Genomic DNA, 25,411 nt, shown 5'->3' with positions numbered 1-25,411 from the left:
AAAACCCTTTTTCTTTTTGTCTTATAAGAATGGAGGTTTGGCTTATGTCCCTGTACTTCTTCGGGAAAAGCCCAGCTTCTAAGCCAGTTCGCTGGCTGCTCTTTGCGCCATCGGTTTCGGGTCTAAAGCTTGTCGCCGATAGGCAGGCGCTCTTTAGCTTTTCTTATAAGATGATATAAATTGCTATTAGCAACAATAACGCTTGATTTGAGGGGTGAATCAGTTGACAGGTCAACTAGTTCAGTATGGACGACACCGCCAACGTAGAAGTTACGCACGAATCAGTGAAGTTTTAGAATTACCAAATCTAATCGAAATCCAAACCTCTTCTTATCAATGGTTTCTTGATGAGGGTTTACGAGAAATGTTCCATGATATTTCTCCGATTGAAGACTTTACTGGTAATTTGTCGCTTGAATTTATTGATTACAGCCTTGGCGAACCAAAATATTCCGTTGAGGAATCGAAAGAACGAGATGTTACATATTCTGCACCTTTACGTGTGAAAGTGCGTCTTGTAAACAAAGAAACAGGCGAAGTTAAAGACCAGGATGTCTTTATGGGTGACTTCCCGCTTATGACAGAGACAGGTACGTTCGTTATTAACGGAGCGGAACGTGTCATTGTATCCCAGTTAGTACGTTCACCGAGCGTATATTTCAGTGGAAAGCTTGATAAAAACGGGAAAAAAGGCTTTACAGCAACCGTAATCCCGAACCGCGGCGCATGGCTTGAGTATGAAACAGATGCCAAAGACGTCGTATACGTCAGAATAGATCGTACTCGGAAACTGCCCGTTACGGTTCTTTTGCGTGCACTTGGGTTCGGCTCTGATCAAGAGATCATCGATTTGATTGGAGACAACGAGTACATTCGCAACACTCTTGAAAAAGATAATACTGAAAGTACAGAGAAAGCGCTACTTGAAATTTATGAGCGCCTTCGTCCGGGCGAACCGCCAACGGTCGAAAATGCGAAAAGCTTGCTTGTCTCAAGATTTTTCGATCCAAAGCGCTATGACCTGGCGAATGTTGGACGCTATAAGATCAATAAGAAGCTTCATATCAAAAATCGCCTGTTCGGTCAAAAACTGGCTGAAACGCTTGTGGATCCAGAAACTGGCGAAATTATTGCGGAAAAAGGCGTTACGCTTGACCGCCGCACATTAGACCGGATCCTTCCTAACCTGGAGAAGGATATCGGCTTTAAAACCGTAAGCCTTTTGGGCGGAGTAGTAGATGATGAAGTATTGCTTCAGTCTATTAAGATTTACGCGCCTAATGAAGATGGCGAAAAAGTCATCAATGTAATCGGCAATGCCTACGTTGAAGAAGCAGTGAAAAACATTTCACCTTCCGACATCATTGCATCAATCAGTTATTTCTTTAACCTTTTGCATTCTGTAGGAGATACAGATGATATCGACCATCTTGGAAACAGACGTCTTCGTTCAGTCGGAGAACTGTTGCAGAATCAGTTCCGTATCGGTCTTTCCCGTATGGAGCGTGTGGTCCGCGAGAGAATGTCCATCCAAGATACAAATACCATTACACCTCAGCAGCTGATTAATATCCGTCCTGTAATTGCGTCAATTAAAGAGTTCTTTGGAAGCTCGCAGTTGTCCCAGTTCATGGACCAGACAAATCCGCTTGCTGAACTGACACATAAACGCCGTCTTTCTGCGTTAGGACCTGGTGGTCTGACACGTGAACGTGCCGGCTTCGAAGTACGTGACGTTCACTACTCTCACTATGGGCGTATGTGTCCGATTGAAACGCCGGAGGGACCAAACATCGGTTTGATTAACTCCTTATCTTCATTTGCGAAGGTAAACCGTTTCGGATTTATTGAAACACCATATCGCCGAATTGACCCTGAAACAGGGAAAGTTACATCCCGCATCGACTATCTGACAGCTGATGAAGAGGATAACTATGTAGTGGCCCAGGCGAATGCACTTCTTGGTGACGATGGTTCATTCCTTGACGAAGAAGTAGTAGCCCGTTTCAAAGGGGAAAACACAGTTGTGAAACGCGACCGTGTTGACTACATGGATGTATCGCCTAAACAGGTAGTTTCTGCTGCGACGGCATGTATTCCATTCTTGGAAAACGATGACTCCAACCGTGCCCTAATGGGAGCGAACATGCAGCGTCAGGCTGTGCCTTTGATGCAGCCGGAAGCGCCAAGAGTTGGTACTGGTATGGAATATGTATCTGGTAAAGACTCAGGTGCTGCAGTTATCTGTAAGCATGAGGGAATTGTTGAGCATGTAGAAGCGCGCGAAGTTTGGGTTCGCCGCATTCAAAACGTGGATGGCCAGGAAGTTAAAGGTGATCTTGATAAATACAGAATGCTTAAATTCATCCGTTCCAACCAGGGAACTTGCTACAACCAGCGCCCAATCGTTGCTGTAGGCAACCGTGTAACAAAAGGAGAAATCCTTGCTGACGGACCTTCCATGGAACTTGGTGAACTAGCGCTTGGACGCAACGTTCTTGTCGCATTCATGACATGGGATGGATATAACTACGAGGATGCGATCATTATGAGTGAGCGCCTTGTAAAAGATGATGTTTATACATCTATCCATATTGAAGAATATGAATCAGAATCACGCGATACAAAGCTTGGACCTGAAGAGATTACAAGAGATATCCCTAACGTTGGGGAAGATGCACTGCGCAATCTGGACGAACGCGGAATTATCCGCACAGGTGCGGAAGTAAAAGATGGCGACCTTCTTGTTGGTAAAGTAACTCCTAAAGGGGTAACGGAACTGACAGCTGAAGAAAGGCTATTGCACGCAATCTTTGGTGAAAAAGCACGTGAAGTCCGCGATACTTCCCTTCGTGTGCCACACGGCGGCGGCGGTATCGTACTGGATGTTAAAGTGTTTAACAGGGAAGATGGAGATGAGCTTCCTCCAGGTGTAAACCAGCTTGTACGTGTATATATCGTTCAGAAGCGTAAAATCTCTGAAGGGGACAAGATGGCCGGACGCCACGGTAACAAAGGTGTTATCTCCCGTATTTTACCGGAAGAAGACATGCCTTACCTGCCGGATGGCACTCCAGTAGACATCATGTTAAACCCTCTTGGGGTTCCATCGCGTATGAACATCGGACAGGTGCTTGAGCTTCACCTTGGTATGGCTGCCAGAGCACTGGGCATTCACGTAGCATCTCCTGTATTCGATGGTGCCCGCGAGGAAGATGTGTGGGCAACGATTGAAGAAGCAGGCATGGCGCGTGATGCAAAAACTGTCCTTTATGATGGACGTTCAGGCGAGCCGTTTGACAACCGTGTATCAGTTGGTGTCATGTATATGATCAAACTGGCGCACATGGTTGACGATAAGCTCCATGCCCGTTCAACAGGACCTTACTCTCTTGTTACGCAGCAGCCATTGGGCGGTAAAGCTCAGTTTGGCGGACAGCGTTTCGGTGAGATGGAGGTTTGGGCACTTGAAGCATATGGTGCTGCCTATACACTTCAGGAGATCTTAACGGTTAAGTCCGATGACGTCGTTGGACGTGTTAAGACTTATGAATCAATCGTCAAAGGCGAGAATGTTCCTGAACCAGGCGTACCGGAGTCATTCAAGGTACTAATCAAAGAACTTCAAAGTTTAGGTATGGATGTTAAGATCCTTTCTGGCGATGAAGAAGAAATTGAAATGCGCGACCTGGAAGATGAAGATGATGTTCAGCAGGCTGAATCATTGACAATCGCTCCGGAAACGCAAAACGAAGAGCAAGCAGTTACGAAAGAATAATTTAATATAAATTCCTTAATCCCTGGGCGCTCCGTCAAATGGCGGAGGCTGCTGGGGATATTATTGGCACTTTTGCTGTTTGAGCAATAAGGGTAAAACCCGGAGATCAAAAGGGAGGTAGGCCCCTTGCTAGATGTAAACAATTTCGAGTATATGAAAATAGGTCTTGCTTCACCGGATAAGATACGCTCTTGGTCACATGGTGAGGTAAAGAAGCCTGAAACGATCAACTATCGTACATTAAAACCAGAAAAGGACGGTCTATTCTGCGAACGCATTTTCGGACCGACGAAAGACTGGGAATGTCACTGTGGAAAGTATAAGCGTGTTCGATACAAAGGCGTTGTCTGTGATCGATGCGGCGTTGAAGTAACACGTGCAAAAGTGCGCCGTGAAAGAATGGGCCACATTGAACTTGCAGCCCCTGTATCCCACATTTGGTATTTCAAAGGCATCCCAAGCCGTATGGGCCTTGTGCTGGACATGTCTCCGCGTGCACTTGAGGAAGTTATTTACTTCGCTTCTTATGTTGTAACAGATCCAGGCGATACGGCTCTTGAAAAGAAGCAGCTGCTTTCTGAAAAAGAATACCGTGCATACCGCGAAAAGTACGGAAACAAGTTCCAGGCATCCATGGGTGCTGAATCTATTAAGAAACTTCTTTCTGACATAGACCTCAACAAAGAAGTAGATTCCCTTAAAGAGGAACTGAAAACTGCCCAGGGCCAGCGACGCACTCGTGCAATCAAACGCCTGGAAGTTCTTGAAGCTTTCCGTGGCTCTGGAAATGAACCATCTTGGATGATTCTGGATGTTCTTCCGGTTATTCCTCCGGAGCTTCGTCCGATGGTACAGCTGGATGGCGGACGTTTTGCCACTTCCGACTTAAATGATCTGTACCGCCGTGTAATCAACCGCAACAACCGCTTAAAGCGTTTATTGGACCTTGGTGCTCCAAGCATTATCGTTCAAAACGAAAAGCGCATGCTTCAGGAAGCTGTAGATGCGCTAATCGATAACGGACGCCGCGGAAGACCGGTAACAGGACCAGGAAACCGTCCATTAAAATCCCTGTCTCATATGCTTAAAGGGAAACAGGGCCGTTTCCGCCAAAACTTGCTTGGTAAGCGTGTTGACTATTCCGGACGTTCGGTTATCGTCGTAGGACCAAACTTAAAAATGTACCAGTGCGGACTTCCAAAAGAAATGGCATTGGAATTATTCAAGCCATTCGTTATGAAGGAATTGGTGGAAAAGGGCTTAGCTCACAACATCAAGTCTGCAAAACGCAAGATCGAAAGAGTGCAGCCGGAAGTTTGGGATGTTCTTGAAAGTGTTATTAAAGAGCACCCTGTATTGCTAAACCGTGCCCCAACTCTACACAGACTCGGTATTCAGGCATTCGAACCGACATTGGTGGAAGGACGTGCTATTCGTCTTCATCCACTCGTATGTACTGCTTACAATGCAGACTTTGACGGTGACCAAATGGCTGTTCACGTACCTCTTTCAGCAGAAGCACAGGCAGAAGCCCGCTTGCTGATGCTGGCAGCACAGAACATCCTGAACCCGAAAGACGGTAAGCCAGTTGTTACTCCTTCACAGGATATGGTATTAGGTAACTACTACCTGACACTTGAAAGAGCGGGCGCTGTTGGCGAAGGCATGATTTTTAAAGATACAAGCGAAGCACTGCTTGCCTATCAGAACGGCTATGTGCACTTGCATACAAGAGTAGCTGTCCATGCTGGATCCTTAAATAATCAGACATTTACTGAAGAACAAAATAAAAAGCTTTTATTAACTACGGTTGGTAAGCTTATTTTCAACGAAATTCTGCCTGAGACATTCCCGTTTATTAACGAGCCTACAAAAGAAAACCTTGAGATTGAAACTCCTGCGAAATATTTTGTAGAGCCTGCTACTGATGTAGCTGCTGTTATCAAGGAAATGCCTCTAGTAGATCCGTTTAAGAAAAAAATCCTTGGAAACATCATTGCGGAAGTCTTTAAACGCTTCAAAATCACTGAAACGTCCAAAATGCTTGACCGCATGAAAAACCTTGGATTCAGGCACTCCACAAAAGCCGGTATCACAGTCGGTGTTGCTGATATCGTAGTATTAAGGGAGAAGCAGGAAATTATCCAGGAAGCACAGGGCAAGGTTGATAATGTCATGAAACAGTTCAGACGCGGTCTTATTACCGAAGACGAGCGTTATGATCGTGTTATTTCAATCTGGAGTGCAGCGAAAGATAATATCCAGGCAAAATTGATGAAGTCATTGGATAAATCCAACCCAATCTTCATGATGAGTGACTCCGGTGCCCGTGGTAACGCGTCCAACTTCACTCAGTTAGCTGGTATGCGCGGACTCATGGCCAACCCGGCTGGACGCATCATTGAATTGCCGATTAAATCAAGTTTCCGTGAAGGCTTAACAGTACTCGAGTACTTTATTTCTACACACGGTGCCCGTAAAGGTCTTGCTGATACAGCTCTTAAAACAGCTGACTCAGGTTACCTGACTCGCCGCCTTGTTGACGTTGCGCAGGATGTCATTGTTCGTGATGATGATTGCGGAACTGACCGCGGATTGCTGATCGCATCCCTTAAGGATGGTACTGAAGTCATTGAAGCGCTGGAAGAGCGTCTGATTGGCCGTTATGCAAGAAGAAATATCAAACACCCTGAAACAAAAGAAGTGATTGTCCCTGAAAATGGCCTGATCACTGAAGATATCGCCACTGAGATTGTCTCATCCGGCATTGAAGAAGTGTGGATCCGTTCTGCATTCACTTGTAACACACGTCATGGTGTATGTAAGAAATGCTACGGCCGTAACTTAGCTACTGGTCAAGAGGTTGAAGTTGGTGAAGCAGTAGGTATCATCGCTGCCCAGTCCATCGGTGAACCAGGTACACAGTTAACGATGCGTACGTTCCATACCGGTGGGGTAGCAGGAGATGATATCACTCAAGGTTTACCGCGTATCCAGGAAATTTTCGAAGCGCGTAACCCTAAAGGCCAGGCGGTTATTTCTGAAATTGACGGTGTGGTAGTTGGCATCAATGAAGGCCGCGACCGTCAGCATGAAATTGTTGTTCAGGGTGAAGTGGAGTCCAAGACTTATACAGCACCTTATACAGCCCGCTTAAAAGTAGCTGTAAACGACGAAGTAGTGCGTGGACAGGAACTAACTGAAGGTTCTATTGACCCTAAAGAGTTAATTAAAGTGAAAGATGTAACAGCTGTTCAAGAATACTTGCTGCGTGAAGTTCAGAAGGTATACCGCATGCAGGGTGTTGAAATTGGCGATAAGCACATCGAGGTAATGGTCCGCCAGATGCTTCGCAAAGTGCGTGTAATTGATGCGGCAGAAACAGATGTACTTCCAGGTACTCTGCTTGATATCCATCAATTTACGGATGCCAATGAAAAAGCCCTTCTTGCTGGAAAAATGCCTGCAACAGGACGTCCGGTTCTGCTTGGTATCACAAAAGCATCTCTTGAAACAGATTCATTCTTATCAGCAGCATCCTTCCAGGAGACGACAAGAGTTCTTACCGATGCAGCGATTAAAGGCAAGCGCGATGAGCTTCTTGGCCTGAAAGAGAATGTAATTATTGGTAAACTTGTCCCAGCCGGAACAGGTATGCAGCGATACAGAAGAGCAGAGCCTTATACAAATGAGGAAACTGCTGAAGATGCTGTTACTGTAGAATAATGTAATCATTGCGGTGCTTGCTTATTTACCAGCAAGTACCGCATTTTAAAGTGAATAAATGAAATAAAAATCATTTTGCTTGTTGACATCGAAAAATGAAGATGGTACTATAGCAAAGGTGCTCCTATTCACCGGATACTTTGGAGGATGTCGTAAATGTCTTATGATAAAGTATTGCAGGCAAAAAGTTTTATTGTAGGAACAAAGCAAACAGTCAAAGCTCTTAAACTGGGAACCATCGATGAAGTCGTAGTCGCCAGTGATGCTGATCCTAGGGTTACAGCTAAAGTGGTTAGTACAGCGAATGAGATGAACGTTCCGATTGTGTATGTGGATTCGATGAAAAAGCTCGGTAAAGCATGCGGAATCGAAGTTGGGGCAGCAGCTGTTGCCATATCTTTTTAAAAACTGTTTTTGTAGATTGCTATCTGCAAGAACTTTGTTTTTGCATCAAAATGAACCACCTGGATGTGTGGGCTTAAACAAATTCGAAGGGAGGAAAAATCAAATGCCTACTATTAACCAATTAGTGCGCAAGCCTCGTCAAACTAAGTCAGAGAAGTCAAATTCACCAGCTCTTAACAAAGGCTACAACAGCTTCAAGAAAGCTCAAACAAACGTAGCTTCACCTCAAAAGCGTGGTGTTTGTACTCGTGTTGGTACAATGACTCCAAAGAAACCGAACTCTGCATTACGTAAATATGCTCGTGTTCGTTTAACAAATGGTATCGAGGTTAATGCTTACATCCCTGGTATCGGACACAACCTTCAAGAGCACAGTGTTGTTCTTATCCGTGGAGGACGTGTAAAAGACTTACCGGGTGTGCGTTACCACATCGTGCGCGGCGCTTTAGATACTGCTGGTGTTAACAACCGTATGCAAGGCCGTTCTAAATACGGTGCTAAGCGTCCAAAAGCAGCTAAAAAATAATTCTAATTAATAGACAACCATCTTTGAAAGGAGGAACAATCCATGCCACGTAAAGGTCCTGTAGCAAAAAGAGACGTATTGCCGGATCCGATTTACAACTCAAAGCTAGTTAGCCGTCTGATCAACAAAATGATGATCGATGGTAAGAGAGGTAAATCTCAAGCTATTCTTTACTCTGCGTTCGATATCATCAGCGAGCGCACTGGCAAAGAGCCAATGGAAGTTTTCGATCAGGCGCTTAAAAACATCATGCCTGTACTTGAAGTAAGAGCACGCCGTGTAGGTGGAGCTAACTACCAAGTACCAGTTGAGGTGCGTCCTGACCGCCGTACTACTCTTGGTCTTCGCTGGTTAGTAAACTATGCGCGTCTTCGCGGAGAAAAGACTATGGAAGAGCGTTTAGCTAACGAAATCCTTGATGCAGCTAACAACACTGGTGCATCTGTTAAGAAGCGTGAAGATACACACAAAATGGCAGAAGCGAACAAAGCGTTTGCTCACTACCGCTGGTAAGATATACAGCTTAACTAAAATAACACTCATACTAGGAAGGAGAAAGACCCAATGGCTAGAGAGTTCTCCTTAGAAAATACTCGCAATATCGGTATCATGGCTCACATTGATGCCGGTAAAACAACAACAACTGAGCGTGTACTTTACTACACTGGCCGTATCCACAAAATCGGTGAAACACACGAAGGTGCTTCACAGATGGACTGGATGGAGCAGGAGCAAGAGCGTGGAATCACAATCACTTCTGCTGCGACAACTGCACAGTGGAAAGGCCACCGCGTAAACATCATTGACACTCCTGGACACGTAGACTTCACAGTGGAAGTTGAGCGTTCACTTCGTGTTCTTGATGGTGCGGTTGCTGTACTTGATGCACAATCAGGCGTTGAGCCTCAAACTGAAACAGTTTGGCGCCAGGCTACTACTTACGGAGTACCACGTGTGGTATTCGTAAACAAAATGGATAAGCTAGGTGCAGACTTCTTGTATTCATTGAAGACACTTCATGATCGTTTACAGGCAAATGCAGCTGCTATCCAACTGCCGATTGGTGCTGAAGATCAGTTCGAAGGCATCATCGACTTAATTGAAATGAAAGCCACTTTCTACGGTAACGACTTAGGTACGGATATCGAAGATCGTGAAATTCCAGAAGAATACAAGGAACAAGCTGAAGAATACCGTGAAAAGCTAATTGAAGCGGTAGCTGAGCTTGATGAAGAGTTAATGGAGAAATACCTTGGCGGTGAAGAAATCACTAACGAAGAGCTTAAAGCAGCTATTCGTAAAGGTACAGTAAACGTTGAATTCTACCCTGTAATCTGTGGATCTGCTTTCAAAAACAAAGGCGTTCAAAAGATGCTTGACGCTGTAATTGACTACCTTCCATCTCCGCTTGATGTACCATCTATCAAAGGTACACTTCCGGACACAGATGAGGAAGTTACTCGTCCTTCAAGCGACGAAGCGCCATTCTCTGCATTAGCATTTAAGGTAATGACTGATCCATATGTTGGTAAGTTAACATTCTTCCGAGTTTACTCAGGTACACTGAACTCCGGTTCTTATGTACAAAACTCTACTAAAGGAAAACGCGAACGTGTAGGTCGTATCCTGCAAATGCATGCTAATTCCCGTGAAGAGATTTCTGTAGTACACGCTGGAGATATCGCTGCTGCGGTAGGTCTTAAAGACACTACAACAGGTGATACACTTTGTGATGAGAAGAATCTTGTAATTCTTGAATCTATGGAATTCCCAGAGCCTGTTATTCAATTATCTATCGAGCCTAAGTCAAAGGCTGACCAAGATAAGATGACTACTGCTCTGCAAAAACTTCAAGAAGAAGATCCAACATTCCGTGCGCACACTGACCAGGAAACTGGACAGGTTATCATTGCAGGTATGGGTGAGCTTCACCTTGATATCCTTGTTGACCGTATGAAACGTGAATTTAAAGTGGAAGCTAACGTAGGTGCACCACAGGTTGCATACCGTGAAACTTTCCGCGCTTCAGCTCAGGTTGAAGGTAAATTCGCACGCCAATCAGGCGGACGCGGACAATTTGGACATGTTTGGATTGAATTCTCTCCTAACGAAGAAGGTAAGGGCTTTGAGTTTGAAAACGGCATTGTCGGCGGTGTAGTTCCACGTGAATACATCCCTGCGGTTCAAGCTGGTCTTGAAGATTCACTTGAGCGTGGAGTACTTGCTGGATTCCCGTTAGTGGATATTAAAGCAAGATTGTTTGATGGATCTTACCATGATGTTGACTCATCTGAAATGGCATTCAAAATCGCAGCGTCAATGGCTCTTAAAAACGCTGCATCAAAATGTAGCCCGGTTATCCTTGAACCAGTTATGAGAATAGAAGTAATTATTCCTGAAGAATACCTGGGGGATATCATGGGTAATGTCACTTCACGTCGTGGCCGGGTAGAGGGTATGGATGCACGTGGTAACGCTCAAGTTGTTCGTGCAATGGTACCACTATCTGAAATGTTTGGTTATGCAACGTCCCTGCGTTCAAGCACACAGGGTCGCGGAGTATTCTCCATGCACTTCGACCACTATGAAGAAGTACCAAAATCAATTTCTGAAGAAATCATTAAAAAAAATAAAGGTGAATAATTGATTTTACCTTTTTAATAAAGTATAACTACTATTGTAGGCAAAAAACGCTGTGGGAAGGGTACCCTCTCCACAGCATAAAATACTTAACTTTTATAATTTAAAGGAGGATTTTTCAAATGGCAAAAGCTAAATTTGACCGTTCAAAACCCCATGTTAACATCGGTACTATCGGACACGTTGACCATGGTAAAACTACTTTAACTGCAGCTATCACAACTGTTCTTTCTAAGAAAGGCGGCGGTGAAGCACGCGGATATGATCAAATCGATGCGGCTCCTGAAGAGCGCGAGCGTGGAATCACAATCTCAACTGCACACGTTGAGTATGAAACTGAAAACCGTCACTATGCACACGTTGACTGCCCAGGTCACGCTGACTATGTTAAGAACATGATCACTGGTGCTGCTCAAATGGACGGCGGAATCCTAGTTGTTTCTGCTGCTGACGGCCCAATGCCACAAACTCGTGAGCACATCCTGCTTTCTCGTCAGGTTGGTGTTCCATTCCTTGTTGTATTCATGAACAAGTGTGACATGGTTGATGACGAAGAGCTTCTTGAACTAGTTGAAATGGAAGTTCGCGATCTTCTTTCTGAGTATGAATTCCCTGGCGATGATATCCCAGTTGTTAAAGGTTCTGCTCTTAAAGCTCTTGAAGGTGAGCCTGAGTGGGAAGCTAAAATCGAAGAGCTTATGGCTGCTGTTGATGAGTACATCCCAACTCCAACTCGTGACACTGACAAGCCATTCATGATGCCTGTTGAGGATGTATTCTCAATTACTGGACGTGGAACAGTTGCTACAGGTCGTGTAGAGCGCGGAGTAGTTAAAGTCGGCGATGTAATTGAAATCACTGGTTTCACTGAAGAGCCAAAGTCAACTACAGTAACTGGTGTTGAAATGTTCCGTAAATTACTTGACTATGCTGAAGCAGGAGATAACATCGGAGCATTGCTTCGTGGTGTAGCTCGTGAAGACATCCAGCGTGGACAAGTACTTTCTAAACCGAATTCAATTAAGCCGCACACTAAGTTCAAAGCTGAAGTATACGTTCTTTCAAAAGAAGAAGGTGGACGTCATACTCCATTCTTCACTAACTACCGTCCTCAGTTCTACTTCCGTACAACTGATGTAACTGGTATCTGTAATCTTCCTGAAGGCGTAGAAATGGTTATGCCTGGAGATAACATCGAAATGACTGTAGAACTAATCGCTCCAATCGCTATCGAAGAAGGTACTAAGTTCTCTATCCGTGAGGGTGGACGTACTGTAGGCGCTGGCGTAGTTGCTACAATCACAGAGTAATTGCAATAGATAAAAACAGATGGGTGACGACCCATCTGTTTTTTTTGTCTTCTTTGAATATCGATTTGTGTATGTGTGTTGGCCATCGTTATAAAAGTACTGCTTCTTTGATCCATAATGAGATTTGCACTATTACTGAAACAGAGAACATTTTAAAATGCCGTTTCAGGCTTAACCCATCAATTATCTGCAGAAAACCTACGAAGGTTCCACAATAATATTTTGTAGACTACTTCCTTCTATAATATATTCACCTTTTCTATCAATCCCCCCTGAGAAAATTCCAAGCCCTAAAGCAAATATTTAGACTTCTTCCTATTCTATTGAAAACTTCATAATCAGCAGTTATAATAGTAAAAGTGTGCGAAACATAAAGAAATAGCATATACATGTTGCATTTCAATTATTGTTTCTGTATAATAGACAATGTTGGTCTTTGACTGCGATGAAGTGAAAGGTTGCTGACACACCCGGCCGCTTTGCCATGGCGAGTGTGTGGGAAATTTTCACGGAGAATGTCTATATTAAAATAGGCGAAAAGGAGGGAAAATAATGGCAAAACAAAAAATTCGTATTCGTTTAAAAGCGTATGATCACAGAATTCTTGATCAATCAGCAGAAAAGATTGTTGAGACTGCAAAACGTTCTGGTGCGGCTGTTTCAGGTCCGATTCCATTACCAACTGAAAAGTCTATTTACACAATCCTTCGTGCGGTTCATAAGTACAAAGACTCTCGTGAACAGTTCGAAATGCGTACGCATAAACGTCTAATCGACATCGTTAACCCAACACCACAAACGGTTGATTCTCTAATGCGTTTAGATTTACCGTCTGGTGTAGATATCGAAATCAAACTTTAATCAATAAATAATTATAAGAAACTTAGGAGGTGTGACTGAAATGACCAAAGGAATCTTAGGAAGAAAGATTGGTATGACTCAAGTATTTGCTGAAAACGGTGATCTTATCCCGGTAACAGTTGTTGAGGCAGCAGCTAACGTTGTTCTTCAAAAGAAGTCAGTTGAAACTGATGGATATGAAGCAATCCAGCTTGGATTTGAAGATAAGCGCGACAAGCTATCCAACAAACCTGAAAAAGGGCATGTTGCTAAAGCAAACACTGCTCCTAAGCGCTTCGTACGCGAATTCCGCGGAGCTGATTTAGGACAATATGAAGTTGGTCAAGAAGTCAAAGTTGATATATTCGCAGAAGGCGAAACTGTTGATGTAACAGGAATCTCAAAGGGTAAAGGTTTCCAGGGTGCCATCAAGCGCCACGGACAATCTCGCGGGCCGATGGCTCATGGTTCTCGTTACCACCGTCGCCCTGGTTCAATGGGTCCTGTAGCTCCAAACCGTGTATTCAAAGGTAAATTATTACCTGGACGTATGGGTGGAGAGCAAATCACTGTGCAAAACCTTGAAATCGTGAAAGTTGATGCTGAGCGCAACTTGCTATTGATCAAAGGTAACGTACCTGGTGCTAGAAAAGCATTAGTAAAAATCAAAAGTGCGGTAAAAGCATAATAATTAAACCGGAAAGGAGGAAAACAGAATGCCGAAAGTAGCATTGTTTAACCAAAGCGGATCTAAAGTTGGTGATATCGAACTTAATGATGCGATCTTTGGTATCGAGCCTAACCAGCACGTATTATTCGAAGCCATTGTTATGCAAAGAGCTTCATTACGTCAAGGGACTCATAAAACTAAAATTCGTTCTGAAGTAGCGGGCGGAGGACGCAAGCCATGGCGCCAAAAAGGCACAGGCCGTGCACGTCAAGGTTCAATCCGTTCACCACAATGGCGCGGAGGCGGTACTGTATTTGGTCCTGTACCACGCAGCTACAGCTACAAACTACCTAAAAAGGTTCGCCGTCTGGCAATCAAATCTGCGTTATCTTCTAAAGTGTTAGAAGAAAACATCCTAGTATTAGAAGGCCTTGCTTTCGAAACTCCTAAAACAAAAGACTTCAAAGGTGTATTAACTGGTCTTTCTGTTGATTCAAAAGCACTTTTCGTAACTGCTGACCTAGATGAGAACGTAGCATTATCTGCTCGTAACATCCCTGGTGTAACAGTTGTGTCTGCTTCTGGAATCACTGTTTTAGATGTTTTAAATCATGATAAGCTTATCATGACGAAAGCAGCGGTTGAAAAAGTAGAGGAGGTGCTTGCATAATGGATGCACGCGAAATCATTAAGCGCCCCGTAATCACTGAACGTTCTACTGATATTATGGCTGATAAAAAATATACGTTCGAAGTTGACGTACGAGCTAACAAAACTCAAGTTAAAGACGCTGTAGAGCAAATCTTTGGCGTTAAAGTTGAGAAAGTTAACATCATGAACTACAAAGGTAAGTTCAAACGTATGGGCAAATTTGGCGGTTACACTAACAAACGCCGTAAAGCGATCGTTAAATTAACAGCTGAAAGCCAAGAAATCGAGCTATTTGAAGCTTAAAAATACTATAACTAGAAGAGGAGGGAAACGAAATGGCGATTAAAAAGTATAAACCTACCTCTAATGGTCGTCGCGGCATGACGGTATCTGATTTCGCAGAAATCACGACTAACCAACCAGAAAAGTCTTTACTTGCTCCTATTAAGAGAAAAGGCGGCCGTAACAACCAAGGTAAGTTGACAGTTCGTCATCAAGGCGGCGGTCATAAACGTCAATATCGTATCATTGATTTCAAACGTAACAAAGATGGCATTCCAGGACGCGTTGCCACAATCGAGTATGATCCAAACCGCTCTGCAAATATTGCACTAATTAACTATGTGGATGGAGAAAAGCGTTACATCCTTGCACCTAAGAATTTACAAGTGGGCATGGAAGTAATGTCTGGTCCAGAAGCAGACATCAAAGTGGGTAATGCACTTCCACTAGCTAATATTCCAGTGGGTACTGTAATCCACAACATCGAATTAAAACCTGGAAAAGGCGGACAATTAGTACGTTCTGCTGGTACTTCTGCACAAGTTCTTGGTAAAGAAGGCAAGTACGTATTAGTTCGTTTAAACTCTGGTGAAGTTCGCATGATTCTTGCTGAGTGCCGTGCAACTGTAGGTCAGGTTGGCAATGAGCAGCACGAGCTTATTAACATTGGTAAAGCAGGTCGTTCACGCTGGTTAGGCAAGCGCCCAACTGTACGTGGATCTGTAATGAACCCTAACGATCACCCACACGGTGGTGGTGAAGGACGTGCGCCAATCGGACGTAAGTCTCCAATGACTCCTTGGGGCAAACCAACACTTGGTTACAAGACACGCAAGAAAAACAACAAATCAGACAAATTTATCGTACGTCGTCGTAAAAAATAACGGGATTGCACTACGGTTCCAAATAAGAACCGTAGAACAATCACGAAGGGAGGTTCAATCATGGGTCGCAGCTTAAAAAAAGGACCTTTTGTTGATGAACATTTAATGACAAAGATCGAAAAGCTTAACGAAACAGAAAGCAAGCAAGTTACTAAAACTTGGTCTCGCCGTTCTACGATCTTCCCACAATTCATCGGACACACAATCGCAGTTTATGATGGTCGTAAACATGTGCCTGTATACATCACTGAAGACATGGTAGGCCACAAGCTTGGAGAATTTGCTCCAACTCGTGCGTACAAAGGCCATGGCAATGATGATAAGAAAACAAGACGTTAATGAGAGGAGGGCATTCTAATGCAAGCTAAAGCTGTTGCAAGAACAGTTCGTATTGCTCCTCGTAAAGCTCGTTTAGTCGTAGATTTAATTCGAGGAAAGCAAGTAGGCGAAGCAGTAGCGATTTTAAACCTTACACCTAAAGCTGCTTCTCCAATCGTAGAGAAAGTTTTAAAATCTGCACTAGCTAACGCTGAGCACAACTACGAAATGGACGTTAACAATCTGGTAGTTGCTCAAGCATTCGTAGACGAAGGACCAACTTTAAAACGTTTCCGTCCTCGCGCTATGGGCCGTGCAAGCCAAATCAACAAGCGTACTAGCCATATTACTATCGTTTTATCAGAAAAGAAGGAGGGATAATCAGTGGGTCAAAAAGTAAATCCAGTCGGTTTGCGTATCGGTGTCATCCGTGATTGGGAGTCAAAATGGTACGCAGGCAAAGACTATGCTGATCTTTTACACGAAGACCTTAAGGTTCGTGAGTACATCACAAAGCGCTTAAGCGATGCTTCTGTTTCTAAAGTAGAAATCGAACGTGCTGCTAATCGCCTGAACATCACTATCCACACTGCGAAACCAGGAATGGTTATCGGTAAAGGTGGTACTGAGGTTGAAGCACTTCGCAAGTCACTTAACTCATTAACTGGCAAGCGTGTTCATATCAACATTCTTGAAATTAAAAGAGCAGATATTGATGCGAAATTGGTTGCGGAAAACATTGCTCGTCAATTAGAAAACCGCGTATCTTTCCGTCGTGCTCAAAAACAAACTATTCAACGTGCAATGCGCGCTGGCGCTAAGGGTATCAAAACAATGGTATCTGGTCGTTTAGGCGGTGCTGATATCGCTCGTTCAGAATCATACAGCGAAGGAACAGTTCCACTTCATACTCTTCGTGCTGATATCGATTATGCTACAGCTGAAGCTGATACAACTTACGGTAAATTGGGCGTAAAAGTATGGATCTATCGTGGAGAGGTCCTTCCTACTAAGAAGAAAACTGGGGAAGGAGGCAAATAATATGTTATTGCCAAAGCGCGTTAAATATCGTCGTGTACACCGCGGAAAAATGCGTGGTCAATCAAAAGGCGGAACTGAAGTAAACTTCGGTGAATATGGCCTTCAGGCTCTAGAAGCTTCTTGGATCACTAACCGTCAAATTGAATCTGCACGTATTGCAATGACTCGTTACATGAAACGTGGCGGTAAAGTTTGGATTCAAATTTTCCCTCACAAGCCTTACACTGCAAAGCCTCTAGAAGTCCGCATGGGTTCCGGTAAAGGTGCTCCTGAAGGATGGGTAGCAGTTGTTAAGCCTGGTAAAGTAATGTTCGAAATCGCTGGTGTATCTGAAGAGATCGCTCGTGAAGCATTACGTCTTGCATCACACAAACTTCCAGTTAAGTGCAAGTTTGTAAAACGAGAAGAAATTGGTGGTGAATCAAATGAAAGCTAATGAAATTCGTGACCTTACCACTGCCGAAATTGAACAAAAAGTAAAATCATTAAAAGAAGAGCTTTTCAACCTTCGCTTTCAATTGGCGACTGGACAACTTGAAAACACAGCTCGCATTCGTGAAGTACGCAAAGCGATTGCCCGCATGAAAACTGTTATTCGTGAAAGAGAAATTGGCTTTAGCAAGTGATATTGAGAGGAGGTTCGCACAATGAGTGAACGCAACCAACGCAAAGTTTACACTGGACGCGTCGTTTCTGACAAAATGGATAAGACAGTAACGGTTCTTGTCGAAACTTACAAAAAGCATCCACTTTACGGTAAACGCGTTAAGTACTCTAAAAAGTTCAAGGCTCATGATGAGCAAAACCAAGCAAAAACTGGCGATATCGTTCGTATTATGGAAACTCGTCCACTATCTGCGACTAAACGCTTCCGTCTTGTAGAAGTAGTTGAAAAAGCAGTTATTATCTAATTGTTCGGTTGGGAGATTTATCCCGAAGGGAGGTTACACACATGATTCAACAAGAATCACGTTTAAAAGTTGCTGACAACTCTGGTGCTCGTGAAGTACTTACAATTAAAGTTCTTGGTGGCTCTGGCCGAAAGACTGCTAACATCGGTGATGTTATCGTTTGTACAGTGAAACAAGCAACACCAGGTGGCGTTGTTAAAAAAGGTGATGTTGTTAAAGCGGTAGTTGTACGTACTAAGAGCGGTGTACGCCGTAATGACGGTACTTACATTCGTTTCGATGAAAACGCATGTGTAATTATTCGTGATGACAAAGGACCACGCGGAACTCGTATCTTCGGACCGGTTGCCCGTGAACTACGTGAAAACAACTTCATGAAAATTGTATCTTTAGCTCCAGAAGTATTATAAATAACAAATCAAATTGCCTTTAAGGAGGTGCGCACAGATGCATGTGAAAAAAGGTGACAAAGTTATGGTCATCTCTGGTAAGGATAAAGGCAAAACGGGCGTTATTCTTGCAGCGTTCCCTAAACAAAGCCGAGTGCTTGTTGAAGGAGTTAACATTGTAAAGAAACACTCTAAGCCTTCTCAGATGAACCCGCAGGGCGGAATCATCAGCCAAGAGGCACCTGTTCATGTATCAAACGTTATGCCTGTAGATCCTAAATCTGGTGAACCAACTCGTGTAGGCTACAAAACGGTTGATGGCAAAAAAGTACGTGTTGCAACAAAATCCGGTGAAGTTCTAGATAAATAGTTCAAAGAAGAAGGGAGGTACAATGGATGAACCGCCTAAAAGAAAAGCATTCAAAAGAAATTACTCCTGCTCTAATGAGCAAGTTTAACTATAAATCAGTTATGCAAGCACCTAAGCTTGAAAAAATCGTTATTAACATGGGTGTTGGTGACGCTGTTCAAAACGCTAAAGCACTAGATAAAGCTGTTGAGGAATTAACATTGATCACTGGTCAAAAGCCGGTTATCACTCGCGCTAAGAAATCTATCGCTGGCTTCCGTCTTCGTGAAGGTATGCCAATCGGCGCGAAAGTTACTCTTCGTGGAGAGCGCATGTATGAGTTCTTTGATAAGTTAGTATCTGTATCTCTTCCACGTGTACGTGACTTCCGCGGTATCTCTAAGAAGTCATTTGACGGCCGTGGTAACTATACTCTAGGTGTCAAAGAACAGTTGATCTTCCCTGAGATTGATTACGATAAAGTAAGCAAAGTTCGTGGTATGGATATCGTTATCGTAACTACAGCTAACACTGATGAAGAAGCTCGTGAACTTTTAACTCAATTTGGAATGCCATTCCAAAAGTAATCGCTAAATAGAGGGAGGCGAAAACGTGGCTAAAAAGTCAATGATTGCGAAGCAAAAACGCACGCCTAAACACAAGGTACAGGAGTACACTCGCTGCGAACGCTGCGGACGTCCACATTCTGTATACCGTAAATTTAAGCTTTGTCGTATTTGTTTCCGTGAATTAGCATATAAAGGACAAATTCCTGGCGTGAAAAAAGCTAGCTGGTAAACCCCAAGTATGGGAAGGAGGTAAAAACAATGGTCATGACAGATCCAATTGCAGACTTGCTAACTCGCATCCGTAATGCGAACATGGTTCGTCACGAAAAATTAGAAGTTCCTGCTTCTAACATCAAAAAGGAAATTGCTGAGATCTTAAAGCGTGAAGGTTTTGTACGTGATGTTGAGCTTATCGAGGATAACAAGCAAGGCATCATCCGCATTTTCTTAAAATACGGTTCAAACAACGAACGCGTTATCACTGGTCTTAAGCGTATCAGTAAGCCTGGTCTTCGTGTATACGCAAAGGCTGATGAAGTACCTCGCGTACTTAACGGTCTTGGAATCGCACTAGTTTCTACTTCTCAAGGAGTTCTTACAGACAAAGAAGCTCGCGCTAAACAAGTCGGCGGAGAAGTATTAGGATACGTTTGGTAATAGAGTTTTTCATGAATGGAGGTGCAATTAAATGTCTCGTATAGGTAAAAAACCAATCGAAATTCCATCTGGTGTTACTGTTACTATCGACAATAACACTGTTACTGTGAAGGGTCCTAAAGGTGAACTTTCCCGTTCATTCAACCAGGATATCGAAATCAAGGTGGAGGAGAACGTAATCAACGTGTCCCGTCCATCTGAAGCGAAAGAACACCGCGCATTGCACGGAACGACTCGCGCACTTCTAGCTAACATGGTTGAAGGTGTGTCAAAAGGGTTCGAAAGAGGACTAGAGCTTATCGGTGTCGGTTACCGTGCTCAAAAACAAGGCAAAAAGCTTGTTTTAAACGTTGGTTACTCTCATCCTGTTGAAATCGAGCCTGAAGAAGGTATTGAAGTTGAAGTGCCATCTAACACAAAGATCATTGTTAAAGGTACTAGCAAAGAGCGTGTTGGCGCATTGGCTGCCAACATCCGTGATGTTCGTCCTCCAGAGCCTTACAAAGGTAAAGGTATCCGCTATGAAGGCGAATATGTTCGTCGTAAAGAAGGTAAAACTGGTAAGTAATGCCGCTTAGGTAAACGAAAGGAGTGACCGAAATGATTACGAAGGCTGATAAAAATGCAGTTCGTAAGAAAAGACATGCTCGTGTGCGTGCGAAACTTTCTGGAACTGCGGCTCGTCCTCGTTTAAATGTGTATCGTTCAAACAAGCACATTTATGCTCAACTTATTGATGATGTAAACGGAGTTACTGTAGCAAGTGCTTCTACACAAGATAAAGAAGTAAACCTTGATGCAACTGGCAACGTTGATGCAGCAGTTAAGGTCGGAGAATTAGTTGCAAAGCGCGCAGTCGAAAAAGGCGTTAAAGCTGTCGTTTTCGATCGTGGTGGCTATCTATATCATGGACGTGTTCAAGCATTAGCTGATGCAGCACGTGAAAATGGTTTAGAATTTTAATAGACAAAGGAGGGACACAAAAAGATGCGTCGTATTGATCCAAACAAACTTGAACTTGAAGAGCGCGTAGTTACGGTTAATCGTGTAGCAAAGGTTGTTAAAGGTGGACGTCGTTTTCGTTTCTCTGCTCTTGTAGTAGTAGGTGACAAAAACGGTCACGTTGGCTTTGGTACAGGTAAAGCACAGGAAGTTCCTGAAGCAATCCGCAAAGCTATTGAAGATGCTAAGAAAAACTTAGTCGAAGTACCTATGGTTGGAACTACAATTCCTCACCAGGTAATCGGTCACTTCGGTGCTGGAGAAATCCTTCTTAAGCCTGCTTCTGAAGGTACTGGAGTAATCGCCGGAGGTCCTGTTCGTGCGGTTCTGGAATTAGCTGGTGTTGGTGATATCTTATCTAAATCTTTAGGTACTAACACACCAATCAACATGGTTCGCGCCACTTTGAACGGTTTAACTCAATTAAAACGTGCTGAGGACGTAGCGAAATTACGTGGTAAATCAGTAGAAGAACTGTTAGGATAAGGAGGGATATCAAATGGCGAATAAACTAGAAGTAACCCTCACTCGCAGCGTGATTGGTCGCCCGCAAGACCAACGCGAAACAGTTAAGGCTCTTGGCTTACGCAAAATGCACCAAACAGTTGAGCATCAAGATAATCCTGCTATCCGCGGAATGATCAACAAAGTAGCTCACCTTGTTGTGGTAAAAGAAAAATAAATCTATTCTTCTACAAATAAGGAGGTGCCAACATGAAACTTCATGAATTAAAGCCTGCAGAAGGTTCTCGTCAAGAACGCAAACGCAAAGGCCGTGGTATCGGTTCCGGTAATGGTAAAACTGCTGGTAAGGGTCATAAAGGTCAAAACGCTCGTTCCGGCGGCGGTGTCCGTCCTGGATTCGAGGGTGGTCAAACACCTTTATTCCAACGCTTGCCTAAGCGCGGTTTCACTAACATCAACCGTAAAGAATACGCGGTTGTGAACCTTGATGCTCTAAACCGTTTCGAAGATGGAACTGAAGTAACTCCTGAGCTTCTTATCGAAACTGGTGTAGTAAGCAACGAAAAAGCAGGAATCAAGATTCTTGCAAAAGGCAAAGTTGAGAAAAAGCTTACAGTTAAAGCTCATAAATTCTCCTCTGCTGCAAAGGAAGCTATCGAAGCTGCCGGCGGTCAAACTGAGGTGATTTAATGTTTCAGACAATCTCCAATTTTATGCGTGTGGGTGATATAAGACGAAAGATTATTTTCACCCTTTTAATGCTGATCGTATTTCGCATCGGTACATTTATCCCTGTACCGGGCGTAAATGCAGATCTGTTAAAAGCCCAGGATGAACTTAATGTATTCGGTGTTCTGAATACATTCGGCGGCGGGGCGCTCCTAAACTTCTCGATCCTTGCGATGGGCATCATGCCGTATATTACCGCATCCATCATTGTACAGCTTCTGCAGATGGATGTTGTTCCTAAGTTTACGGAATGGTCAAAGCAGGGTGAAGTTGGACGCCGTAAGTTAGCTCAGTTTACCCGTTACTTTACTATCGTGCTTGGTTTTATCCAGGCTCTCGGTATGTCTTATGGGTTTAATAACCTAGCAGGCGGTATGCTGATTGAAAATCCGGGAATTACCTCTTATCTATTGATTGCTGTAGTGTTGACTGCCGGAACTGCATTTCTAATGTGGCTTGGTGAGCAGATTACATCAAAAGGTGTAGGGAATGGTATTTCCATCATTATCTTTGCTGGTATCGCAGCTGGTATTCCTTCAACGGTTAACCAGATCTATGCTCAGCAGTTTGAAAATGCTGGAGAGCAGCTATTCCTTCGCATTGTGACAGTCGTGCTTATCCTGATTGCAGTCGTTGCTATTGTTGTGGGAACGATCTTTATCCAACAGGCTTTAAGAAAGATTCCTATTCAATACGCTAAGCGTGTAACAGCAGGAAAAAATTCTGCTGGCGGACAATCAACTCATCTTCCGTTAAAAGTTAATGCAGCTGGTGTAATTCCAGTAATCTTTGCGATTTCATTCATCATCACGCCAAGAACCATTGCAGGTTTCTTTGAGCAGAATGATGTGACGCTATGGATTCAAAGAATATTTGACTACACGTCTCCAATCGGAATGGTCATCTATAGTGCATTAATCATTGCTTTTACTTATTTCTATGCTTTCATTCAGGTAAATCCGGAACAAGTTGCGGAAAACCTGAAGAAGCAGGGCGGTTATATCCCGGGCATTCGTCCAGGAAATAACACGCAGGAATATTTGACTCGCGTCTTATACCGTTTAACATTGGTCGGTGCGCTCTTCCTGACAGTCATTTCAATCCTGCCGGTATTCTTCATCAATATTGCTGGATTGCCTGAGTCTGCGCAAATTGGAGGCACAAGCCTGCTGATCGTTGTCGGTGTTGCACTTGAAACGATGAAGCAGCTTGAAGCACAGCTGGTTAAGCGTCATTATAAAGGTTTCATTAAATAATCTGGTTGAAGGGGGCGTTTCGTTCCCTTATACCATTTAGAGACTAGGGGGAAATTGACGTGAATTTAGTTTTAATGGGGCTCCCTGGTGCCGGAAAAGGTACACAAGCCGATAAGATCGTCCAAAAATACGGCATCCCTCATATCTCTACTGGAGATATGTTCCGTGCGGCTATTAAAGACGAAACGGACCTAGGCCTTAAAGCAAAATCATTCATGGATAAAGGCGAGCTTGTTCCTGATGAAGTAACAATCGGCATTGTCCGTGAACGCTTAAGCAAGGATGATTGCGAAAAAGGCTTTTTGCTGGATGGCTTCCCAAGAACGGTTGCCCAAGCAGATGCCCTTGAAAACATCCTTTCTGATTTGAATAAGAAAATTGATTATGTCATTAATATTGATGTTGATCAGAGCATTCTAATGGAACGTCTTACCGGACGCCGCATCTGCAAAGACTGCGGAGCCACTTATCACTTAGTATTCAATCCGCCAGCGAAAGACGGAGTGTGCGATCGCTGCAGTGGTGAGCTGTATCAGCGTGCTGATGATAATGAAGCTACTGTTCAGAATAGACTTGACGTTAATATTAAACAGACAAAGCCGTTGCTTGATTTCTACGAAACGAAAGGATATCTGCGCAATATTGATGGTCAGCAAGATATTAATAAAGTATTTTCTGATCTTGATGCTTTGCTCGGGGGCTTACAATGATCATTTGCAAAACCCCGCGTGAACTTGATATAATGCGTGAGGCCGGCAGGATCGTAGCACTTACACACCAGGAACTGAAGAAACATATTTTACCCGGAATCACAACCCGCGAACTGGATGATATTGCTGATCAGTTTATCCGTAAACACGATGCAATCCCATCTTTTAAAGGATATAATGGTTTCCGCGGCAGCATTTGTGCTTCAGTTAATGATGAACTTGTTCATGGGATACCTGGTGATCGAGTTTTAAATAACGGTGATATAATCAGCATTGATATCGGTGCTAAATATAACGGTTATCATGGTGACTCAGCCTGGACTTATGCTATTGGCCAAATTGATGAGGAATCTGAGCGTCTTATGGATGTGACAGAGGAATCATTATTTAAGGGTCTTGAAGAAGCAAAACCGGGTGAGCGCTTGTCGAACATCTCCCATGCTATCCAAACGTATGCGGAATCTAATGGCTTTTCCATTGTACGCGAGTATGTCGGCCATGGTGTAGGGCAAGACTTACATGAGGATCCTCAAATTCCTCATTATGGACCGCCTAACAGAGGGCCGCGCTTAAAGCCGGGTATGGTACTTGCTATTGAGCCTATGGTGAATGCAGGAAGTCGTTATGTTAAAACCTTAACCGATAACTGGACAGTTGTGACGGTTGACGGGAAAAGGTGTGCCCATTTTGAGCATACAATAGCGATCACTGATTCCGGTTATGAAATATTAACAAAAGCCTAAGGTGCAGGTGATTCCATTGGTTGGTTCTGATGCGACTCCGCAGCCTGGTCAAATTGTTTTGATCAAAAACGGGCGCGACGCTGGTCAATATGCTATAATTATAAGGTTGGTGGATGAAAGGCTTGTTTTGCTTGCTGACGGCGGCAGGAAGAAATTCGATCGCCCGAAGAAAAAGAACATTCAGCATCTGCAATTGCTTAATTATATCTCTCCAGAAGTTCAGACCAGTCTCGAGGAGACCGGCCGTGTAACAAACGGAAAGTTGCGCTTTGCGCTTGCAAAGTATGCAAATGAATTCGTATATGACATGAAGAAGGGAGAATCGTTCAATGGCGAAAGACGATGTAATTGAAATAGAAGGCACAGTTGTTGATACTTTGCCAAATGCAATGTTTAAGGTAGAATTAGAAAATGGTCATACAGTGCTAGCACATGTATCCGGTAAGATCCGTATGCACTTCATCCGCATTTTACCTGGAGATAAAGTAACAGTTGAGCTATCTCCATATGATTTAACACGCGGTAGAATCACATATCGTTTTAAATAATCATTGCACTCC

Annotated in this window: 33 protein-coding genes; all 33 read left to right on the top strand. The window is 43.6% G+C overall.

Annotated features, from left to right (window positions below):
* Window positions 1-223: 223 nt before the first annotated feature.
* Window positions 224-3,778, top strand: coding sequence for a DNA-directed RNA polymerase subunit beta (gene rpoB, locus QUF73_17070; protein MDM5227864.1), 3,555 nt, complete (start codon window positions 224-226; stop codon window positions 3,776-3,778).
* A 126-nt stretch (window positions 3,779-3,904) separates the two neighbouring features.
* Window positions 3,905-7,504, top strand: a complete 3,600-nt coding sequence (gene rpoC / locus QUF73_17065; protein ID MDM5227863.1) for a DNA-directed RNA polymerase subunit beta' — start codon at window positions 3,905-3,907, stop codon at window positions 7,502-7,504.
* A gap of 156 nt (window positions 7,505-7,660) precedes the next feature.
* A complete protein-coding gene (locus QUF73_17060) occupies window positions 7,661-7,909 on the top strand; it encodes a 50S ribosomal protein L7ae-like protein (protein MDM5227862.1) in 249 nt (82 codons plus the stop codon).
* A gap of 103 nt (window positions 7,910-8,012) precedes the next feature.
* Entirely contained in the window at window positions 8,013-8,435 is a 423-nt protein-coding gene (gene rpsL / locus QUF73_17055; GenBank protein MDM5227861.1) for a 30S ribosomal protein S12, read from the top strand.
* Window positions 8,436-8,477: 42 nt separating this feature from the next.
* Window positions 8,478-8,948: a 30S ribosomal protein S7 gene (gene rpsG / locus QUF73_17050; protein ID MDM5227860.1), complete on the top strand. Its 471-nt coding sequence runs from the start codon at window positions 8,478-8,480 to the stop codon at window positions 8,946-8,948.
* Window positions 8,949-8,999: 51 nt separating this feature from the next.
* Complete coding sequence (gene fusA, locus QUF73_17045; protein MDM5227859.1) at window positions 9,000-11,078, top strand: elongation factor G; 2,079 nt, start codon at window positions 9,000-9,002, stop codon at window positions 11,076-11,078.
* A 119-nt stretch (window positions 11,079-11,197) separates the two neighbouring features.
* The gene (tuf, locus tag QUF73_17040; GenBank protein MDM5227858.1) at window positions 11,198-12,385 is read left to right on the top strand and encodes an elongation factor Tu; all 1,188 of its coding nucleotides are present in this window, start codon (window positions 11,198-11,200) and stop codon (window positions 12,383-12,385) included.
* Window positions 12,386-12,937: 552 nt separating this feature from the next.
* On the top strand, window positions 12,938-13,246 hold the full coding sequence (gene rpsJ, locus QUF73_17035) for a 30S ribosomal protein S10 (protein MDM5227857.1): 309 nt from the start codon (window positions 12,938-12,940) through the stop codon (window positions 13,244-13,246).
* Between the two features lie 40 nt (window positions 13,247-13,286).
* The gene (gene rplC, locus QUF73_17030) at window positions 13,287-13,913 is read left to right on the top strand and encodes a 50S ribosomal protein L3 (protein ID MDM5227856.1); all 627 of its coding nucleotides are present in this window, start codon (window positions 13,287-13,289) and stop codon (window positions 13,911-13,913) included.
* Between the two features lie 28 nt (window positions 13,914-13,941).
* Complete coding sequence (rplD, locus tag QUF73_17025; GenBank protein ID MDM5227855.1) at window positions 13,942-14,565, top strand: 50S ribosomal protein L4; 624 nt, start codon at window positions 13,942-13,944, stop codon at window positions 14,563-14,565.
* Window positions 14,565-14,849, top strand: coding sequence for a 50S ribosomal protein L23 (rplW, locus tag QUF73_17020; GenBank protein MDM5227854.1), 285 nt, complete (start codon window positions 14,565-14,567; stop codon window positions 14,847-14,849). Before rplD ends, rplW begins: the two co-directional genes overlap by 1 nt.
* 32 nt (window positions 14,850-14,881) lie before the next feature.
* Window positions 14,882-15,712 carry a 50S ribosomal protein L2 gene (rplB, locus tag QUF73_17015; protein MDM5227853.1) on the top strand — a complete coding sequence of 277 codons (831 nt, stop codon included), beginning with the start codon at window positions 14,882-14,884 and terminating at the stop codon, window positions 15,710-15,712.
* A gap of 60 nt (window positions 15,713-15,772) precedes the next feature.
* On the top strand, window positions 15,773-16,051 hold the full coding sequence (rpsS, locus tag QUF73_17010; protein ID MDM5227852.1) for a 30S ribosomal protein S19: 279 nt from the start codon (window positions 15,773-15,775) through the stop codon (window positions 16,049-16,051).
* Between the two features lie 18 nt (window positions 16,052-16,069).
* Window positions 16,070-16,411, top strand: a complete 342-nt coding sequence (gene rplV / locus QUF73_17005; protein MDM5227851.1) for a 50S ribosomal protein L22 — start codon at window positions 16,070-16,072, stop codon at window positions 16,409-16,411.
* Window positions 16,412-16,414: 3 nt separating this feature from the next.
* A complete protein-coding gene (rpsC, locus tag QUF73_17000) occupies window positions 16,415-17,071 on the top strand; it encodes a 30S ribosomal protein S3 (protein ID MDM5227850.1) in 657 nt (218 codons plus the stop codon).
* A gap of 1 nt (window position 17,072) precedes the next feature.
* Entirely contained in the window at window positions 17,073-17,507 is a 435-nt protein-coding gene (gene rplP, locus QUF73_16995; GenBank protein MDM5227849.1) for a 50S ribosomal protein L16, read from the top strand.
* Window positions 17,497-17,697, top strand: coding sequence for a 50S ribosomal protein L29 (gene rpmC / locus QUF73_16990; GenBank protein MDM5227848.1), 201 nt, complete (start codon window positions 17,497-17,499; stop codon window positions 17,695-17,697). Before rplP ends, rpmC begins: the two co-directional genes overlap by 11 nt.
* Before the next feature lie 21 nt (window positions 17,698-17,718).
* Entirely contained in the window at window positions 17,719-17,982 is a 264-nt protein-coding gene (rpsQ, locus tag QUF73_16985) for a 30S ribosomal protein S17 (protein MDM5227847.1), read from the top strand.
* A gap of 41 nt (window positions 17,983-18,023) precedes the next feature.
* Entirely contained in the window at window positions 18,024-18,392 is a 369-nt protein-coding gene (rplN, locus tag QUF73_16980; GenBank protein ID MDM5227846.1) for a 50S ribosomal protein L14, read from the top strand.
* 37 nt (window positions 18,393-18,429) lie between these two features.
* Window positions 18,430-18,741 (top strand): 50S ribosomal protein L24, encoded by a 312-nt coding sequence (gene rplX, locus QUF73_16975; GenBank protein ID MDM5227845.1) that lies wholly within the window; start codon window positions 18,430-18,432, stop codon window positions 18,739-18,741.
* 26 nt (window positions 18,742-18,767) lie between these two features.
* Entirely contained in the window at window positions 18,768-19,307 is a 540-nt protein-coding gene (gene rplE, locus QUF73_16970; GenBank protein MDM5227844.1) for a 50S ribosomal protein L5, read from the top strand.
* 25 nt (window positions 19,308-19,332) lie between these two features.
* Complete coding sequence (gene rpsN, locus QUF73_16965; protein ID MDM5227843.1) at window positions 19,333-19,518, top strand: 30S ribosomal protein S14; 186 nt, start codon at window positions 19,333-19,335, stop codon at window positions 19,516-19,518.
* A 29-nt stretch (window positions 19,519-19,547) separates the two neighbouring features.
* Window positions 19,548-19,946, top strand: a complete 399-nt coding sequence (gene rpsH, locus QUF73_16960) for a 30S ribosomal protein S8 (GenBank protein ID MDM5227842.1) — start codon at window positions 19,548-19,550, stop codon at window positions 19,944-19,946.
* A gap of 31 nt (window positions 19,947-19,977) precedes the next feature.
* A complete protein-coding gene (rplF, locus tag QUF73_16955) occupies window positions 19,978-20,514 on the top strand; it encodes a 50S ribosomal protein L6 (GenBank protein MDM5227841.1) in 537 nt (178 codons plus the stop codon).
* Between the two features lie 32 nt (window positions 20,515-20,546).
* Window positions 20,547-20,909, top strand: a complete 363-nt coding sequence (rplR, locus tag QUF73_16950) for a 50S ribosomal protein L18 (protein MDM5227840.1) — start codon at window positions 20,547-20,549, stop codon at window positions 20,907-20,909.
* A gap of 24 nt (window positions 20,910-20,933) precedes the next feature.
* Complete coding sequence (rpsE, locus tag QUF73_16945; GenBank protein ID MDM5227839.1) at window positions 20,934-21,434, top strand: 30S ribosomal protein S5; 501 nt, start codon at window positions 20,934-20,936, stop codon at window positions 21,432-21,434.
* A 13-nt stretch (window positions 21,435-21,447) separates the two neighbouring features.
* Window positions 21,448-21,630, top strand: a complete 183-nt coding sequence (gene rpmD / locus QUF73_16940) for a 50S ribosomal protein L30 (protein MDM5227838.1) — start codon at window positions 21,448-21,450, stop codon at window positions 21,628-21,630.
* 32 nt (window positions 21,631-21,662) lie between these two features.
* Complete coding sequence (gene rplO, locus QUF73_16935; protein ID MDM5227837.1) at window positions 21,663-22,103, top strand: 50S ribosomal protein L15; 441 nt, start codon at window positions 21,663-21,665, stop codon at window positions 22,101-22,103.
* On the top strand, window positions 22,103-23,398 hold the full coding sequence (gene secY, locus QUF73_16930; protein MDM5227836.1) for a preprotein translocase subunit SecY: 1,296 nt from the start codon (window positions 22,103-22,105) through the stop codon (window positions 23,396-23,398). Before rplO ends, secY begins: the two co-directional genes overlap by 1 nt.
* A 59-nt stretch (window positions 23,399-23,457) precedes the next feature.
* Window positions 23,458-24,108, top strand: a complete 651-nt coding sequence (locus QUF73_16925; protein ID MDM5227835.1) for an adenylate kinase — start codon at window positions 23,458-23,460, stop codon at window positions 24,106-24,108.
* Entirely contained in the window at window positions 24,105-24,851 is a 747-nt protein-coding gene (gene map / locus QUF73_16920; GenBank protein MDM5227834.1) for a type I methionyl aminopeptidase, read from the top strand. Before QUF73_16925 ends, map begins: the two co-directional genes overlap by 4 nt.
* Before the next feature lie 16 nt (window positions 24,852-24,867).
* A complete protein-coding gene (locus QUF73_16915) occupies window positions 24,868-25,203 on the top strand; it encodes a KOW domain-containing RNA-binding protein (GenBank protein MDM5227833.1) in 336 nt (111 codons plus the stop codon).
* The gene (infA, locus tag QUF73_16910) at window positions 25,181-25,399 is read left to right on the top strand and encodes a translation initiation factor IF-1 (protein MDM5227832.1); all 219 of its coding nucleotides are present in this window, start codon (window positions 25,181-25,183) and stop codon (window positions 25,397-25,399) included. The genes QUF73_16915 and infA overlap by 23 nt, the downstream gene beginning before the upstream one ends.
* The last annotated feature ends 12 nt before the right edge of the window (window positions 25,400-25,411 follow it).

Source organism: Cytobacillus sp. NJ13, from assembly GCA_030348385.1.
Classification (GTDB): domain Bacteria; phylum Bacillota; class Bacilli; order Bacillales; family Cytobacillaceae; genus Cytobacillus.
Note: the sequence above shows the minus strand (reverse complement) of the source record. Positions and strands in the feature narration are given on the sequence as shown.

Coding starts and splice junctions, on each gene's coding strand:
- rpsL (MDM5227861.1), top strand. CDS start 8,013: ATGCCTACTATTAACCAATTAGTGCGCAAGCCTCGTCAAACTAAGTCA.
- rpsJ (MDM5227857.1), top strand. CDS start 12,938: ATGGCAAAACAAAAAATTCGTATTCGTTTAAAAGCGTATGATCACAGA.
- rplW (MDM5227854.1), top strand. CDS start 14,565: ATGGATGCACGCGAAATCATTAAGCGCCCCGTAATCACTGAACGTTCT.
- rpsE (MDM5227839.1), top strand. CDS start 20,934: ATGCGTCGTATTGATCCAAACAAACTTGAACTTGAAGAGCGCGTAGTT.
- infA (MDM5227832.1), top strand. CDS start 25,181: ATGGCGAAAGACGATGTAATTGAAATAGAAGGCACAGTTGTTGATACT.
- QUF73_17060 (MDM5227862.1), top strand. CDS start 7,661: ATGTCTTATGATAAAGTATTGCAGGCAAAAAGTTTTATTGTAGGAACA.
- rplP (MDM5227849.1), top strand. CDS start 17,073: ATGTTATTGCCAAAGCGCGTTAAATATCGTCGTGTACACCGCGGAAAA.
- rplN (MDM5227846.1), top strand. CDS start 18,024: ATGATTCAACAAGAATCACGTTTAAAAGTTGCTGACAACTCTGGTGCT.
- rplR (MDM5227840.1), top strand. CDS start 20,547: ATGATTACGAAGGCTGATAAAAATGCAGTTCGTAAGAAAAGACATGCT.
- rplF (MDM5227841.1), top strand. CDS start 19,978: ATGTCTCGTATAGGTAAAAAACCAATCGAAATTCCATCTGGTGTTACT.
- fusA (MDM5227859.1), top strand. CDS start 9,000: ATGGCTAGAGAGTTCTCCTTAGAAAATACTCGCAATATCGGTATCATG.
- rpsH (MDM5227842.1), top strand. CDS start 19,548: ATGGTCATGACAGATCCAATTGCAGACTTGCTAACTCGCATCCGTAAT.
- tuf (MDM5227858.1), top strand. CDS start 11,198: ATGGCAAAAGCTAAATTTGACCGTTCAAAACCCCATGTTAACATCGGT.
- rpsQ (MDM5227847.1), top strand. CDS start 17,719: ATGAGTGAACGCAACCAACGCAAAGTTTACACTGGACGCGTCGTTTCT.
- rplX (MDM5227845.1), top strand. CDS start 18,430: ATGCATGTGAAAAAAGGTGACAAAGTTATGGTCATCTCTGGTAAGGAT.
- rplB (MDM5227853.1), top strand. CDS start 14,882: ATGGCGATTAAAAAGTATAAACCTACCTCTAATGGTCGTCGCGGCATG.
- rpsS (MDM5227852.1), top strand. CDS start 15,773: ATGGGTCGCAGCTTAAAAAAAGGACCTTTTGTTGATGAACATTTAATG.
- secY (MDM5227836.1), top strand. CDS start 22,103: ATGTTTCAGACAATCTCCAATTTTATGCGTGTGGGTGATATAAGACGA.
- rplO (MDM5227837.1), top strand. CDS start 21,663: ATGAAACTTCATGAATTAAAGCCTGCAGAAGGTTCTCGTCAAGAACGC.
- rplV (MDM5227851.1), top strand. CDS start 16,070: ATGCAAGCTAAAGCTGTTGCAAGAACAGTTCGTATTGCTCCTCGTAAA.
- rpsG (MDM5227860.1), top strand. CDS start 8,478: ATGCCACGTAAAGGTCCTGTAGCAAAAAGAGACGTATTGCCGGATCCG.
- map (MDM5227834.1), top strand. CDS start 24,105: ATGATCATTTGCAAAACCCCGCGTGAACTTGATATAATGCGTGAGGCC.
- rpmD (MDM5227838.1), top strand. CDS start 21,448: ATGGCGAATAAACTAGAAGTAACCCTCACTCGCAGCGTGATTGGTCGC.
- rplE (MDM5227844.1), top strand. CDS start 18,768: ATGAACCGCCTAAAAGAAAAGCATTCAAAAGAAATTACTCCTGCTCTA.
- rplC (MDM5227856.1), top strand. CDS start 13,287: ATGACCAAAGGAATCTTAGGAAGAAAGATTGGTATGACTCAAGTATTT.
- rplD (MDM5227855.1), top strand. CDS start 13,942: ATGCCGAAAGTAGCATTGTTTAACCAAAGCGGATCTAAAGTTGGTGAT.
- rpmC (MDM5227848.1), top strand. CDS start 17,497: ATGAAAGCTAATGAAATTCGTGACCTTACCACTGCCGAAATTGAACAA.